Origin of the sequence: Xanthomonas sp. NCPPB 2586 (assembly GCF_041475775.2) — a bacterium.
Classification (GTDB): domain Bacteria; phylum Pseudomonadota; class Gammaproteobacteria; order Xanthomonadales; family Xanthomonadaceae; genus Xanthomonas; species Xanthomonas campestris.
This window is the reverse complement of the sequence record NZ_CM192981.1, coordinates 99,682-115,144: the sequence shown is the minus strand read 5'-3', so window position 1 is coordinate 115,144 and position 15,463 is coordinate 99,682. Positions and strand designations below refer to the sequence as shown.

General features: G+C 66.8%; 11 protein-coding genes. All 11 read left to right on the top strand.

Annotated elements, in window-relative coordinates:
- The first annotated feature begins 12 nt into the window (after positions 1-12).
- The 11 genes from ACCQ09_RS00500 (at position 13) to ACCQ09_RS00450 (ending at position 15,421) form a co-directional block, all read left to right on the top strand.
- Positions 13-1,215, top strand: a complete 1,203-nt coding sequence (locus ACCQ09_RS00500; protein WP_228428350.1) for an amino acid aminotransferase — start codon at positions 13-15, stop codon at positions 1,213-1,215.
- Positions 1,216-1,391: 176 nt separating this feature from the next.
- On the top strand, positions 1,392-2,408 hold the full coding sequence (locus ACCQ09_RS00495; RefSeq protein WP_011035354.1) for a class 1 fructose-bisphosphatase: 1,017 nt from the start codon (positions 1,392-1,394) through the stop codon (positions 2,406-2,408).
- A 264-nt stretch (positions 2,409-2,672) separates the two neighbouring features.
- The gene (locus ACCQ09_RS00490; RefSeq protein ID WP_040940299.1) at positions 2,673-3,209 is read left to right on the top strand and encodes a hypothetical protein; all 537 of its coding nucleotides are present in this window, start codon (positions 2,673-2,675) and stop codon (positions 3,207-3,209) included.
- A gap of 160 nt (positions 3,210-3,369) precedes the next feature.
- Positions 3,370-4,998: a TldD/PmbA family protein gene (locus ACCQ09_RS00485; RefSeq protein ID WP_228428351.1), complete on the top strand. Its 1,629-nt coding sequence runs from the start codon at positions 3,370-3,372 to the stop codon at positions 4,996-4,998.
- A gap of 845 nt (positions 4,999-5,843) precedes the next feature.
- Positions 5,844-7,478: a TldD/PmbA family protein gene (locus tag ACCQ09_RS00480; RefSeq protein WP_019237062.1), complete on the top strand. Its 1,635-nt coding sequence runs from the start codon at positions 5,844-5,846 to the stop codon at positions 7,476-7,478.
- A gap of 14 nt (positions 7,479-7,492) precedes the next feature.
- On the top strand, positions 7,493-8,827 hold the full coding sequence (locus tag ACCQ09_RS00475; RefSeq protein ID WP_228428352.1) for a TldD/PmbA family protein: 1,335 nt from the start codon (positions 7,493-7,495) through the stop codon (positions 8,825-8,827).
- A 134-nt stretch (positions 8,828-8,961) separates the two neighbouring features.
- Positions 8,962-9,645: a DUF4159 domain-containing protein gene (locus ACCQ09_RS00470; RefSeq protein WP_372386266.1), complete on the top strand. Its 684-nt coding sequence runs from the start codon at positions 8,962-8,964 to the stop codon at positions 9,643-9,645.
- 288 nt (positions 9,646-9,933) lie between these two features.
- Positions 9,934-10,926, top strand: a complete 993-nt coding sequence (locus tag ACCQ09_RS00465; RefSeq protein WP_040940297.1) for an AAA family ATPase — start codon at positions 9,934-9,936, stop codon at positions 10,924-10,926.
- A 13-nt stretch (positions 10,927-10,939) separates the two neighbouring features.
- On the top strand, positions 10,940-11,836 hold the full coding sequence (locus tag ACCQ09_RS00460) for a DUF58 domain-containing protein (protein WP_040940296.1): 897 nt from the start codon (positions 10,940-10,942) through the stop codon (positions 11,834-11,836).
- A gap of 148 nt (positions 11,837-11,984) precedes the next feature.
- Positions 11,985-13,160, top strand: coding sequence for a BatA domain-containing protein (locus ACCQ09_RS00455; RefSeq protein WP_040940295.1), 1,176 nt, complete (start codon positions 11,985-11,987; stop codon positions 13,158-13,160).
- A complete protein-coding gene (locus ACCQ09_RS00450) occupies positions 13,157-15,421 on the top strand; it encodes a membrane protein (RefSeq protein WP_047676815.1) in 2,265 nt (754 codons plus the stop codon). The genes ACCQ09_RS00455 and ACCQ09_RS00450 overlap by 4 nt, the downstream gene beginning before the upstream one ends.
- Positions 15,422-15,463: the final 42 nt, after the last annotated feature.

The following is a 15,463-nucleotide window of genomic DNA, read 5'->3' as shown; positions in this document are numbered from 1 at the left end:
GCGAGTCATGCCGTGTCCTTCTTTGCAAATGTAGAACAGGTTCCAGGCGACCCCATCCTGGGCCTGACCGAGGCCTACAACGCCGACAGCCGCCCCAACAAGGTCAATCTGGGTGTTGGCATCTATTACGACGAAAACGGGCGCATCCCGCTGTTGCGTGCCGTGCAGAAGATCGAGCAGCAGCTCGCGCTGGATGCCAAACCGCGCGGCTACCTGCCCATCGACGGCCTGGCCGCCTACGACAAGGCCACCCAGGAGCTGCTGTTCGGCGCCGAGTCGGCGCTGGTGGCCTCCGGCCGCGTGGCGACCTCGCAGACCGTTGGCGGCAGCGGTGCGCTGCGCGTGGGCGCGGACCTGCTCAAGAAGCTGCTGCACACCTCCACCATCGCCATCAGCAACCCCAGCTGGGAAAACCACCGCGCGGTGTTCGGCGCGGCCGGCTTCGAAGTGGTGGATTACACCTATTTCGATGCCGCCAGCCACGGGCTGAACTTCGACGGCATGCTGGCCGACCTGGCCAAGCTGGAGCCGGGCACGGTGGTGCTGCTGCACGCCTGCTGCCACAACCCCACCGGTGCCGACCTCAGCCGCGAGCAGTGGAAGCAGCTGGCCGGCCTGTTGAAAGAACGCAACCTGTTCCCGTTCGTGGACATCGCCTACCAGGGCTTCGACAAGGGCATCGAGGCCGATGCGTACGCGGTGCGCCTGCTGGCGGCCGAAGGCATCGACACCTACGTGGTGGCGAGCTCGTACTCCAAGTCGTTCTCGCTGTATGGCGAGCGCGTGGGCGCGCTGTCGGTGGTCTCGGCCACGGCCGCCGAAGCCAAGGCGGTGCAGTCGCAGGTCAAGCGCATCATCCGCACGATCTACTCCAGCCCGTCCACGCACGGCGCCGCCCTGGTGGCCGGCGTGCTGACCAGCCCGGAGCTGCGCGATGTGTGGGAGCAGGAACTCACCGAAATGCGCGAGCGCATCCACGCGTTGCGTGCCGGCCTGGTCGCCAAGCTGGCCGCGCTGGGCGCACCGGAGTTCGAGTTCATCCAGCGCCAGGCCGGCATGTTCTCGTACTCGGGCCTGACCAAGTCGCAGGTGGACCGCCTGCGGGACGAGTTCGCAATCTATGCGGTCGGCACCGGCCGTATCTGCGTGGCCGCGCTGAGCCAGCGCAATCTGGACTACGTGGCCCAGGCCGTAGCCACGGTCAGCCGCGGCTGATCCTGCGCCGCAGCTTGCGCGATGAAGAGCCGGGAGCGCTAACGCCTCCCGGCTTTTTTGTGGGCGATGCGCAGTGCAGTGGCCGCGCAAAGACGCAAAGCGCGCAGCCGGTGATCGAAATCTAACGGCGCAATGGCGACAATGGCGGCCCACTTCCTGCACAGGCTGCCCGCTCCATGTCGCGTCCCTCGCTGACCCGCTTCCTGATCGAAGAGCAACACGCCGGCCGTATCGACCCGGAATTGCGCCAGCTGATCACCATCGTCTCGCGCGCCTGCAAGCGCATCTCCATCGCCGTCAGCAAGGGCGCCCTGGGCGGCGTGCTGGGCGATGCCGGCACCGGCAACGTGCAGGGCGAGGCGCAGAAGAAGCTCGACGTGCTGAGCAACGACATCCTGCTCGAAGCCAATGCCTGGGGCGGCCACCTCGCCGCCTGCGCATCGGAAGAGATGGACCACAGCCAGCCGGTGCCAGACCAATACCCCAGCGGCGATTTCCTGCTGTTGTTCGACCCGCTCGATGGCAGCTCCAACATCGACGTCAACGTCTCGGTCGGCACCATCTTCTCGGTGCTGCGCGCGCCCAAGGGCACCGAAAAGCCCGGCGACGAACACTTCCTGCAGCCGGGCACGCAACAGGTGGCCGCCGGCTATTGCATCTACGGCCCCAGCACCATGCTGGTACTCACGCTGGGCCACGGCACCCATGCCTTCACCCTGGAACGCGAGGAAGGCAGCTTCCTGCTGACCCAGGCCGACATGCGCGTGCCCGAAGACACTGCCGAATTCGCCATCAACATGTCCAACCAGCGCCACTGGGAACCGGCCATGCAGGCCTATGTGGGCGACCTGCTGGCCGGCAAGGACGGCGCGCGCGGCAAGGATTTCAACATGCGCTGGATCGCCAGCATGGTGGCCGACGTGCACCGCATCCTGACCCGCGGCGGCATCTTCATCTACCCCTGGGACAAGAAGGACGCGGCCAAGCCCGGCAAGCTGCGCCTGATGTACGAAGCCAACCCGATGGGCATGCTGGTGGAACAGGCCGGCGGCGCCGCGACCACGGGGCGCGAGCGCATCCTGGATATTCAACCGACGCAACTGCATCAGCGCGTGCCGGTATTTTTGGGCTCGAAGAACGAGGTGGCCGAGGCGACGCGGTATCACGTGGAGTTCGACAAGGCGCAGGGTTGAGATTTGGCCGCTGGGTTGCCCATAAATTAGACGGCCCGATGACACCTACGCCCATGGGTGTCATGGCTGCACACGCAGACATCGTTCCGGCTAGTCACTGACGGTTGGCAGATTGACTCCTTGTGAGTGCGGGGGCGTGCGGCCGCGGCTACCGCGAGCGTTAGCCGGCCACAGGTTGACTTCGGAAGTTATTCATGATGCCAGTTGATACGATCAATCTCAGGTCTTGGTTCTTAGGTCATGCTTATCCCACATGAATCAGCGATGCTCTTCATCGAAGGCTACAAGAAGGTCTTGTTTCGCATCCTGGCTGATGCCGGGCTGCTGAAAACCAAGTCCACTCAACGCGACCTAGTCACTGCCAGGACTTATGCATCGCAGAATCCAGGATTGATCGGCAAGACTATCGATGCGCTGCGGACGCTAGACGAGCCACTTGCATCTTCAGTGGCCGGCGCCGTGCGAAACATTCAGATAAGGCGATGGATTTACCTTCGACAGACCAAGCGCCATGCGGTCTTCCTCGACACCGAAACTGAAAGTGCATTTGAGGTTCGAGCGTTAACCGACCCACTGAATGTGTTGGCCCACGATCCGCCAATGTTTGTAGAAACTGGCGTGTTTGCATACGAAGGCATGGTGGTTTGCGACGGGCTTCTGCTCACCCCAATTCTCATCGGGCGTGGTTATCAGGATACATTCAACGCCGACTACACGCGCTTGCGCAAGGCCGGGCACCTCTACAAAACGGCAACGCAGTTCAATCATTTATTCATGCTGGACAGCCCTGATAACGCCTGACCGGCAGCAGGCGGACTGCGAGCCCCGTCGAACAGCGCAGTACTACCCATACCGCTCGCGCTCGCCGGGTCACCGTGCATATCACTTGACCATTTTCACGCCTCTACGCCACCCTCGGGGTTTGCACGTGCGCAGCGTGCGCTTCAGTGGAGAACGCCACGTGGACCGTCGTACCTTCCTCACCTTGTCCGGTATCGGTGCTGCCGGGTTGCTGCTGCCGAACACGCGCCTGATCGCGGCCGAGCAGTTGCTCAGCCCGGTGGATGCAGCGCGCAATCGGCGCCTGGCCGACACCGCGCTCACCACCGCCAAGAGCGCGGGCGCCAGCTATTGCGATGTGCGCGTGGGCCGGTATCTGCGCCAGTTCGTGATCACCCGCGAAGCGCAGGTGGAGAACGTGGTCAACGCCGAATCCAGCGGTGTGGGTGTGCGCGTGCTGGCCGATGGTGCGTGGGGTTTTGCAGCGACCAATACGCTCACCAGCGATGGCGTGGCCACCGCCACGCGGCAGGCAGTGGCGATCGCCAAGGCGAATGCGCGGCTGGGCGGTACGCCGGTGCAGCTGGCGCCGGTGACACCGGCCGGGCAGGTCAGCTGGAAGACACCGATCAAAAAGAACGCAATGGAAGTGCCGCTGCAAGACAAGGTGGCGCTGTTGATGGACGTCAACGCCGCTGCGTTGAATGCCGGCGCCACGTTCGTGGCTTCACGCATGTTTGCGATCAACGAACAGAAATACTTCGCCAGCAGCGATGGCTCCTATATCGACCAGGACGTGCACCGGCTGTGGTTGCCATTCACGGTGACTGCAGTGGACAAGGCCAGCGGCAAGTTCCGCACCCGCGATGGATTGTCCTCGCCGATGGGCATGGGCTACGAATACCTGGATGATGACGCAGCCGAAAAGCATCGCCTGCCTGGCGGGCTCATCGGCTACGGGCGCAGCTACGATGCGCGCGAAGATGCGATCGCCGCGGCCAAGCAGGCGCGCGAAAAGCTCACCGCACCGTCGGTGAAGGCCGGCAAATACGATCTGGTGATCGACCCGAGCAATCTGTTTCTCACCATCCATGAGTCGGTGGGCCACCCGCTTGAGCTCGATCGCGTGCTGGGCTACGAGGCCAATTACGCCGGAACCAGCTTCGCCACGCTCGACAAGCGCGACGCCGGCTACCGCTGGGGCAGCGATGCGGTGACCTTCGTCGCCGACAAGACCCAGCCCGGCAGCCTGGGCGCGGTGGGGTACGACGATGAGGGCGTCAAGAGCAAGCAATGGGAGCTGGTGAAGGACGGCATCCTGGTCGACTACCAATGCACGCGCGATCAGGCGCACCTGCTCGGCAAGACCGCCTCCGACGGCTGCAGCTACGCCGATTCATGGTCGAACGTGCAGTTCCAGCGCATGCCCAATGTGTCGCTGGCCCCGGGCAAGACGCCCCTGGCGGTGGCGGACATGATCAAGAACGTCGAGCGTGGGTTGTACATCCACGGCCGCGGTTCGTACTCGATCGACCAGCAGCGCTACAACGCGCAATTCGGCGGGCAGCTGTTCTACGAGATCGAGAACGGCCAGGTCACGCGGCTGGTGGAAGACGGCGCGTACCAGATCCGCACGCCGGAGTTCTGGAACGCTTGCAGCGCGGTCTGCGACCAACGCGACTTCCGTTTGGGCGGCTCGTTCTTCGATGGCAAGGGCCAACCCAGCCAGGTCTCGGCGGTGTCGCATGGGTCATCCACGGCGCGCTTCGATGGCGTCAATGTGATCAACACCGCGCGTTCGTTGGGCTGAGAGCTGCCAACAAACGGTTTGTAGGTCACTTTGTTAGAGCTGTCCTGGTTGCAAGTAGACACACCCACAATCTCAGCAAGTCGTTGCCGTCGTTTAGGTGCGATCAAAAGCTTGGTTGGTCGAGTGCGCGGTGCCCTCGCCGCTCGCGGGACACGCCGTGAACCCGTCCCTGGGGCTCGGTGGCGGCATCCATGCCGCCACACGGTCCCGCAATCGACGAGGACACCGCACCAGAAAGTAAGTCGGTTGCTTTGTTGAAAGCCTGCGTGTTACTCGGTTTGCCCTGCGACACTGATCGGACGCGCCGTTATCCGAACAACGCACGTCATGCACTGCTTGCACCACGCAAACCGACACTCTCCACTGGTCCTTGCCCGCCCACCGTCGCGGGACCTTACGCGGCATGGATGCCGCGTAAGAGCCTACCGGGACGTACTTGCGGCGTGTCCTGTGAGGGTGGGCGGGCGGGCCCCGCAGCCACGCGGCAGACGATCTCTTCGTCTTTAGCCTCTCTGAGCTATAAGCAGCAGGCACTGCGCACGAGGGCGTGCGCGTCGCGCATTGCACGACCGCCAATAAGAGAATGCACGCCTTTCAGCGATCCCATCGCGTGCCGACACGATGGCGCATCAAGCGCACGCAACCAGCCCCGCTCGCCACAGTTGCATGCAGGCAGCGTGTGCCGCTCGACTCACGCGAGCACAGCGATTGCCGCTACACCCCTGCCGAAAGTCATTTGACGCGGGATTCACCGTCCAGCAAGAATCGGGGTCGACACGCGTGGGCAGCGATCCGCGCGTCAAATGGATACCCGCGCACCGCGCGGGACTAGTGGGGAGTTGCCCGTGCAGCGACGTGATTTCCTGGCCCTGACCGGGCTGACCATGGGTGGGCTGATCGTGCCCGCCTACTTCGGCAAGGCCATTGCCGCCGAGCAGTTGTTGACACCCTTCGATGTGGGCCGCAAGAAGCGCCTGGCCGATGCCGGCCTCACCGCCGCGCGTCAGGGTGGTGCGAGCTATTGCGATGTGCGCATCGGCCGATATCTGCGCCAGTTCGTGATCACCCGCGAAGACAAGGTGCAGAACGTGGTCAACACCGAGTCCATCGGTGCCGGCATCCGCGTGATCGTGGCAGGCGCGTGGGGCTTTGCGGCCACCAACGATCTCACCGAGCAAGGCGTGGCCAAGGCCGCGCAGCAGGCGACCGCGATCGCCAAGGCCAATGCCAAGGTGCAGGGCACGCCGGTCCAGCTCGCTCCCACGCCCGGCGTGGGCGAAGTCAGCTGGAAGACGCCGATCAAGAAAAATGCGATGGAAGTGCCGATCAAGGACAAGGTGGACTTGCTGCTCGGCGTCAATGCCGCGGCCACCGCCGCTGGTGCCAACTTCGTCAACTCGATGCTGTTCGTGGTCAACGAACAGAAGTATTTCGCCAGCACCGATGGCTCCTACATCGACCAGGACGTGCACCGCATCTGGGCACCAATGAGCGTGACCGCCATCGACAAGGCCAGCGGCAAGTTCCGCACCCGCGATGGGCTGTCTGCGCCGATGGGGCTGGGCTACGAGTATCTGGATGGTGCGGCCTCGGGCAAGTTCGTTTCGCCCAACGGCGTGGTGAATTACGGCTTGTCCTACGACATGAAGGAAGACGCCATCGCCGCGGCCAAGCAGGCGCAGGAAAAACTCAAGGCGCCGTCGGTGAAGCCGGGCAAATACGACCTGGTGCTGGATCCCTCGCACACCTGGCTCACCATCCACGAGTCGGTGGGCCACCCGCTGGAACTGGACCGCGTGCTCGGCTACGAGGCCAACTTCGCCGGCACCAGTTTCGCCACGCTCGACAAGCTCAAGGCCGGCTTCCAGTACGGCAGCGACAAGGTGCATATCCTGGCCGACAAGACCCAGCCCGGCAGCCTGGGCGCGGTGGGTTACGACGATGAAGGCGTCAAGACCAAGCAGTGGGATCTGATCCGCGACGGCAAGCTGGTGGACTACCAGGCCATCCGCGACCAGGCGCATATTCTCGGCAAGACCGCCTCTGATGGTTGCTGCTACGCCGACTCGTGGTCGAGCGTGCAGTTCCAGCGCATGGCCAATGTCTCGCTGGCGGCCGGCAAGACGCCACTGAGCGTCAGCGATTTGATCAAGAACGTGGAAAACGGCATCTACATCATCGGCGACGGTTCGTTCTCCATCGACCAGCAGCGCTACAACGCGCAGTTCGGCGGCCAGCTGTTCTACGAAATCAAGAACGGCGCCATCACCCGCATGCTCGAAGACGTGGCCTACCAGATCCGCACCCCGGAATTCTGGAATGCCTGCAGCGCCGTGGCCGATCAACGCGACTACCGCCTGGGCGGTTCGTTCTTCGACGGCAAGGGCCAGCCGAGCCAATCGTCGGCGGTGTCGCATGGTTCGTCCACCGCCCGTTTCGACGGCATCAACGTCATCAACACCGCCCGCTCGCTCGGCTGACAGGAGAAAACTAGATGAGCATCCTTACCGAAGCGCAGGCCAAGGCCATCCTGGACAAGGTCATCAAATTGTCCAAGGCCGATGAGTGCACCGCACAGCTCACCGGCTCGATCGACGGCAACATCCGTTTTGCGCTGAATAACGTGTCCACCAGCGGCATCGTCGACAACACCGACCTGCAGGTGCAGGTGGCGTTCGGCAAGCGCGTGGGCGTGGCCACCATCAACGAGTTCGACGATGCCTCGCTGGAACGCGTAGTACGCCGCGCCGAAGACCTGGCACGGCTGGCACCGGAGAATCCGGAATTCATGCCGGCCGTCGACAAGCAGACCTACACCGCCAGCCCCACCTTCAGCGAATCCACCGCAGCCATCGACCCGGCGTTCCGTGCGCAGGTGGCGGCCGATTCGATCGCGCCGTGCAAAGGCAAGGGCCTGATCGCCGCCGGCTTTCTGGAAGATGGCCAGAGCTTCACCGCGTTTGCCAACAGCAAGGGCAACTTCGGTTACCAGCGCGGCGCCCGCTTCGACTACACCTGCACCGTGCGCACCGAAGACGGCCGCGGCTCGGGCTGGGTGGGGCGCAACCTGAAAGACGCCGCCGATTTCAAGGCCGAGCAGGACGTGCGCATTGCGATGCGCAAGGCCAGCGATTCGGCCGAGGCCAAGGCGCTGGAACCGGGCAAATACACGGTGATTCTGGAGCCCGCCGCGGCCGCTGGCCTGATCTCGTTCATGATGCGCTACTTCGATGCGCGCATGGCCGATGAAGGCCGCAGCTTCCTGTCCAAGAAGGGTGGCGGCAACAAGCTCGGCGAGCAGGTCTACGACCCGCGCGTGAACATCACCGCCGACCCCTGGGACCCGCGTGCGGCAGTGATGCCGTGGGATGAGGAAGGCCTGCCGCGCGAGAAGATGCCGATCGTGGAAAACGGCAAGATCGCCAACCTGCAGTATTCGCGCTTCTGGGCGCAGAAGAACGGCAAGCGTGCGATCGGCGAGCCGGGCAACCTGTTGATGGCCGGCGGCGAGAAGAACATTGCCGAGCTGGTGCGCGGCACCGAGAAGGGCATCCTGGTCACGCGCACCTGGTACATCCGCATGGTCGACCCGCAGACGGTGCTGCTCACCGGCTTGACCCGCGATGGCACGTTCTACATCGAGAATGGGCAGATCAAGTACCCGGTGAAGAATTTCCGCTTCAACGAATCGCCGATCATCATGCTCAACAATATCGATGAGTTGGGCAGGCCGGTACCCGTGGCCGGTGACGAGTCCAGCTACGTGATGATGATTCCGCCGATGCGGCTGCGTGATTTCACGTTTACCTCGTTGTCGGATGCGGTGTGAGTCGGAGCCGGGAATCGGGAGTGGGGATTCGGGAATCGAAGAGCAGAAGCCGCTCTTTGCAGACGGATACCTTGCAGGCGCGCGCGCCTGCGGCCCCCCTTCACTGTCTCCCGGCTCCCATTTCGCGGCGCCACGTGCTCGGCCTGCTGCTCGGTAGCGTCGCCACCCTGGCGCTGCCGTTGCGCGCGCGCGCGGCGGGCAACTACGATTTCTGGTTTACACGTTTACGCTACGACTCCGGTGACTGGGACGTGGATGCGCGCATGCCGTCCAACCTGATCACCTCGCTGATCGATTACACGCAGCTGCGTGTGGACCCGCAGGAACATGTGATCGCCTTGTCCGATCCGCGCATGTTGCAGGCGCCGTTCTGTTACCTGGCCGGGCACAAGCTGGTGGAGTTCAACCCGGCCGAGCTGCGCAATTTCGAACGCTACGTGCGCAATGGCGGGTTCGTGTTTGTGGACGACTGCAATCACGACATCGATGGTTTGTTCGCCACCTCGTTCGAAGCGCAGATGGCCTCGATCTTCGGCAAGAGTGCGCTGCAGAAACTGCCAAAGAACCACCGGCTGTACAACGCGTTCTTCAAATTTCCGGACGGCCCGCCCGCCACGAGCTTCGAGCTCAATGGCTGGGGCGACGACCTGGTGCACGACTACCTCAAGGGCATCTCCATCGATGGCCGGCTCGGGGTGCTCTACAGCAACAAGGACTATGGCTGCGAATGGGATTACGACTGGCGCAACAAACGCTTCCTGGCCGAAGACAACACCAAGTTTGCAGTGAACATCGTCATGTATGCATTGACCAATTGATAGAACCAGCTGGGCGCGCGTTTGGGGTGTATCGGTAACGCATCGCGCACAAGTGCGCTCCTACCAAGTCAGAGAGGACATTGCAGAACCGAGTTGGAGATGCATAGCTTGATAAAGGCGATGAGCAGCCACCATCCCCGTATGAGCGCGCTTGCGCGCGATGCGGTGTACCGGTCACCCATCGCACCCAAGCACGCTCCTGCATCGCCACATCCACACGCATCGCACCCTCGCCCTTGCAATGACACGCACCACGCTACGCACACCGCCCACGACGAGACTTCCCGCATGAGCTCCCCCAATGACGACCTCCTCACCGCACAGCTCTCCAAACTCGGCGCGCTGCGTGCAGCGTTGGCGCAGGCGGTGGTGGGCCAGCAGGCGGTGGTCGAACAACTGCTGATCGGCCTGCTGGCCGGCGGCCACTGCCTGCTCGAAGGCGCGCCCGGGTTGGGCAAGACGCTGCTGGTGCGCTCGCTCGGCCAGGCGCTGGAACTGCAGTTCCGGCGCGTGCAGTTCACCCCGGACCTGATGCCCAGCGACATCCTGGGCACCGAACTGCTGGAAGAAGATCACGGCACCGGGCACCGGCACTTCCGCTTCCAGCAAGGCCCCATCTTCACCAACCTGCTGCTGGCCGACGAACTCAATCGCACCCCGCCCAAGACCCAGGCCGCGCTGCTGGAAGCAATGAGCGAGCGCACCGTCAGCTACGCCGGCACCACCTATGCATTGCCGGCACCGTTCTTCGTGCTGGCCACGCAGAATCCGATCGAACAGGCTGGCACCTATCCACTGCCGGAAGCGCAGCTGGACCGTTTTCTGCTGCATGTGCGCGTGGATTACCCCAGCGAGCAGGAAGAGCGCGACATCCTGACCCAGACCACCGGCACTGCCAGCGCACAGGTGCCCAAGGTGATGGATGCGGCCAGCGTGCAGGCGCTGCAGCAGCATGTCCGCGAGGTACACGTGGGCGCGGATCTGCTGACCTGGATCAACCGCCTGGTGCGCGCAAGCCGGCCTGGTCCGCAGGCCAGCGGGGAGGTGCGCCAATGGATCAAGTGGGGCGCCGGCCCGCGTGCGGGGCAGTCGCTGGTGCTCGCGTCCAAGGCGCGTGCGTTGCTGCATGGCCGCCTGGCCGCCACGCGCGAGGACGTCACCGCACTGGCCGCGCCGGTGATGCGCCACCGCCTGCTGCTGTCGTTCGCCGCCGAGGCCGAACAACGCAGCGCCGACGATGTCATCGCCGCGCTGCTGCGCGCCGTGCCGTACCCCGCGTAAGGCATCCACACGCGTGAGCATCGACGTGCCGGCCCTGATTCCCGCCGCGCTGCGCAGCCGCCTGCGTGGCCTGCAGTTGCACGCGCGCAACGCGCAGGGCCAGCAGGGCATCGGCCAGCACGCCAGCCGCAGCCGCGGGGCCGGGCTGGAATTTGCCCAGTACCGCGCCTACGAACCCGGCGACGCGCTGCGCCAGATCGACTGGAAACTCTACGCACGCTCGGACCGTTTCTTTGTGCGCGAAGCCGAGCGCGAGAGCCCGCTCACGCTCTGGCTGTTGCTCGACGCCACCGCTTCCGCCGGCCAGGCCGATCAGGCGCGCCCGGGCAGCACGCGCCTGCAGGCGATGGCCACGCTGGCCGCGTGCGCAGCCGAGGTGGCGCTGCGCCAGGGCGACCAGGTCGGCCTGTTTGCGGTGCATGGCGGTGGGCTGGTGGCGGTGCCGGCCGGCGGCGGGCCGCGTCAACGCGACCGGCTGTGGCTGGCCTTGCACGGGCTGCGGGCCGGCGGCGCCTGGCCGGGCATGGATGCGCTACGCCCGCTGTGGGAACGCATCGCCGCGCATGCGCTGGTGCTGTCGATCGGCGATGGCTTCGACGATGCCTTGCTGGAGGCACTGGAAAAACTCGCCGCCGCACGCCGCGACGTGCTGCAGCTGCAGGTGCTGACCTGCGACGAACGCGACTTCCCCTTCGACGGCGGGCACCGCTTCCGCGACCCGGAGACCGGCGAGGAACTGCTGGGCGATGGCGCGGCCATGCGCGCAGGCTACCTGCAGCGCTTCGATCAGGCGCAGCGCGCGCGGCAGGCGCGCTGGCACGCCGCCGGCATTGCACACGCCGTGCATTACCTGGATGCGCCGCCGGACATGGCCCTGCGGCAGTTGTTCGCGCGCGAGGCGCGGCGATGAGGCACGGCTGCGTTCTCGCCAGTGCAATGCGGCGGCGTGGTGCGGCCTGCGTGAACGCTGCCGATACGCATGACATGCATGACGTTCGCACGCCATCCGCACGCATGCAGGCATCGCCGCATCCATCCGCACCCACGGCAGCGGCGCGATGATGCTGTTGCTCTTTCCCGCCGGCCTGGCCGCCTTCGCCGCCCTGGTGTTGCCGTTGCTGATCCATCTGGCGCGGCGCAGCGAGCACCGCCCCACCGACTTCGCTGCGCTGCGTTGGTTGCGTGCCGTGCCGCGCCCGCGTCACCACGTGCGTTTCGACGAATGGCCGCTGCTGCTGGTGCGCCTGGTGTTGCTGGCGGCGCTGGCCGTGTTGCTGGCCGAGCCGGCGCTGCGTGACCACGACGATGCACGCCCGCGCATTGCGGTGAGCCCGGGGGTGGATCTGGCCACCGTGCGTGCGCGCGCAGCCGATACGCAGTGGGTGTGGCTGGCGCCCGGCTTCCCGCCGATCGATGCGCAGACGCCCGCGCCTGCGGTGCCGGCCGGCAGCACTGCCACGGCCACCAGCCTGCTGCGCGAGCTCGACGCCAGCCTGCCCGCCGCCAGCACGCTTGGCGTGATCGTGCCGGCGCAGTGGGGCCGGCTGGATGCGCAGCGCCTGCAGCTGGGTCGCCATGTGGAGTGGCAGGTGGCGCCCGGGCGCTCGCCCGTGCCGGCGGACACGCCCCCCGCACCACTGCGCCTGCAGGTGATTGCCGATGATGCCGCCGCACCGGCGCTGCGCTATCTGCGCGCGGTGCATGCCGCCTGGGCCACGCCCGGGGCGTTGCCGGTCAGCACGCCGGAGACCGCCGTGCCCAGCCGCTGGGGACCGGGCACGCTGGTGGTGTGGCTGCCACAGCGCGCGCCGCCGGCGTCGGTCATTGCCTGGGCCACGGCCGGCGGCCAGCTACTACTCGCTGCCGACACCCCGTTGCCGCCGTCGCTCAGCGCACCGCTGCAGCCGCTGTTGCGTGATGCCCAGGGCGCCCGCGTGCTGGACGCCGCCGCGCTCGGGCGCGGCCAGGTGCTGCGCTGGGCCGCACCGCTGCAACCGCAGCCGCTGCCGGCCCTGCTGGACGCCGACTTCCCCACCCGCCTGCAGGAGGCCCTGCAACCGCGTCCCACTCCGCAGCGCGCGGTGGCGCAGGCCGTACGCCCCGTGCGTGGCCCCGCCATCCGCCTGAGCATCGACCCACAGCCACTGGCACCCTGGCTGATCGGCCTGGTGCTGCTGCTGTTCGGTATCGAACGCTGGCTGGCCACCGGCCCGCGCCGCGGGAGGGCAGCATGAGCACGCCCGCACTGCAACGCGCCTGGCAGGCGGCGCGGCGGCGGCGCGCGGCGGCGGTGCTGCTGTTCTGGCTGCCGTTGGCGCTGCTGCCGGCGCTGCTGAGCTGGCGGCTGGGCGCGGGCACAGCTGCTTGGCTGGTGCTGCTGGCGAGCCTGGCCGCGCTGGCCGTGGCGGCCTGGCAAGCCGCGCGGCGGCTGGACCAGGCCTGGCTGATCCGGCGCCTGAACCAGGCGCCGGATCTGGACGACAGCAGCGACCTGCTATTCGCCACGCCCGCCGCGCTCGGCCCCTTGCAGACCTTGCAACGCCAGCGCCTGGAACAGCGCCTGCACGCCCGCCCGCGCAACCTGCGCCCGGCCTGGCCCTGGCATTGGTGGCCGTGGACCCTGCTCGGCGTGCTGGCCGGCGTCGCGGTGCTGGTGTGGCCACAGCCCAGCGCGCCCGCCGCGCCCACCACCGACCCAGTCGCCACCGCGCGCGCCGCAGCCGGCAAACCCGCCCTGCGCCAGGCCCGGCTGCGCAGCACGCCGCCGGCCTACACCGGGTTGCCGCCGGCCGAGCTGCCGGAGCTGGATGGCCGCGTCCCGGCCGGCACCCGGCTGCAATGGCAGCTGCAGGTGCAGCCGGCGCCGCGCACGCTAGCGCTGCGGCTCAACGACGGCCGCGTCCTTCCGCTGACCCGGCAGCCAGACGGCGAGCAATGGCGCGGCCAACTGCTGGCCGAGCGCCCCACGCTGTACCGCATCCTCATCGACGGCCAGCCGGCCGACCGCCGCCTGCACCGGCTCGACGTGGTACCCGACCGCCCGCCGCAGGTGCGCGTGCTCGCGCCCGAACAGAGCCTGGTGCTGTGGACGCCGGCCAACGGTGCCTGGGCGCTGCGCTTCGAGGCCAGCGACGACTACGCCGTGGCTGCCGGCGCCGAACTGCGCCTGACCCTGGCCCAGGGCAGCGGCGAGAACATCACCTTCCGCACCGAGCGCCGCCCGCTCACCGGCAGCGGCCCGGCCACCCGGCGCAGCTTCGTGGCCACGCTGCAGCCGCAGGCGCTGGGCATGGCCGCCGGCGATGACCTGATCGCCCAGCTGGTGGTGCGCGACACCCGCCAACCCGACCCGCAGGAAGGCCGCAGCGCCAGCGTGATCCTGCGCTGGCCGCCGCCCCAGCAGACCCAGGCCGCCGGGCTGGAGGCCAGCGTCAAGCAGACCTTGCCCGCGTATTTCCGCAGCCAGCGCCAGATCATCATCGACGCCGAGGCGCTGCTGAAGGAAAAACCCCGCCTGGATGCGGCCACCTACCTCAAGCGCTCGGACGCCATCGGCGTGGACCAGCGCCTGCTGCGGCTGCGCTATGGCCAGTTCCTGGGCGAAGAGAGCGAAGGCGCGCCCAAGGGGCCGCCCACTGCCGATGAGCCGCCCACCAGCGACGCGCCAGCCGACGACCTGCCCACGGCCGACATGCCCACCGCCGATGCACCGGCACCGCCCGCCGAGCACGTACATGCCGAGCACACAGCCAAGGCCACCGCTGAGGCTCACGACGCTCACGACCATCCACCCGGCGCAGCCGCGCTGGACCCACACGATCATGACCACGACGACGCGCAGCCGGCGCGCGGCGGGTTTGGTCAGGAACAGGACGTGCTGACCGAGTTCGGCCACACCCACGACCACGCCGAAGCAGCCACCTTGCTCGACCCACAGACCCGCGCCCTGCTGCGCGCCGCGCTGGACCAGATGTGGCAATCCGAAGGCGAGCTGCGCCAGGGCCACCCCGAGCGCGCATTGCCGTACGCCAACAAGGCATTGGGCTTCATCAAGCAGGTGCAGCAGGCCGAGCGCATCTACCTGGCGCGGGTGGGGCCGGAGTTGCCGCCGATCGACCCGAGCCGGCGCATGACCGGCAAGCGCGATGGCCTGGGCGACCGCCCCGCCGCGCTCGACACCCGCCCGCCAACGGACCCCACCGCACTGGCACTGTGGAGCGCCTTGGACGAAGACGGCGCGGTGCCCGATGCGCTGCTCGACCGTTACGCGCGCTGGCTGCAGACCGCACAGGACCAGCTGCCCGACCCGCTCAGCCTGGCCGCCGCGGTGGAGACCTTGCGCAGCGAACCGGCCTGCCGCGACTGCCGGGCGCAGCTGCGCGCCCTGGTGTGGCGCACGGTCACCGCGCCGCCGGCCCCGGTGCACCGCCGCCCGGCCGCGGACGCGCGCGGCCAGCGGTACCTGGATGCCCTGCGCGAGGCGCCACAGCCATGACCGCTGCAGTGCCACCGATGCTTGCCGCATCCCGTTCCCGCA

What these genes read in the sequence shown, in the direction of transcription:
- ACCQ09_RS00495 (WP_011035354.1), top strand. Translation starts at nt 1,392, where the DNA reads ATGTCGCGTCCCTCGCTGACCCGCTTCCTGATCGAAGAGCAACACGCC.
- ACCQ09_RS00490 (WP_040940299.1), top strand. Translation starts at nt 2,673, where the DNA reads ATGCTCTTCATCGAAGGCTACAAGAAGGTCTTGTTTCGCATCCTGGCT.
- ACCQ09_RS00475 (WP_228428352.1), top strand. Translation starts at nt 7,493, where the DNA reads ATGAGCATCCTTACCGAAGCGCAGGCCAAGGCCATCCTGGACAAGGTC.
- ACCQ09_RS00465 (WP_040940297.1), top strand. Translation starts at nt 9,934, where the DNA reads ATGAGCTCCCCCAATGACGACCTCCTCACCGCACAGCTCTCCAAACTC.
- ACCQ09_RS00455 (WP_040940295.1), top strand. Translation starts at nt 11,985, where the DNA reads ATGATGCTGTTGCTCTTTCCCGCCGGCCTGGCCGCCTTCGCCGCCCTG.
- ACCQ09_RS00450 (WP_047676815.1), top strand. Translation starts at nt 13,157, where the DNA reads ATGAGCACGCCCGCACTGCAACGCGCCTGGCAGGCGGCGCGGCGGCGG.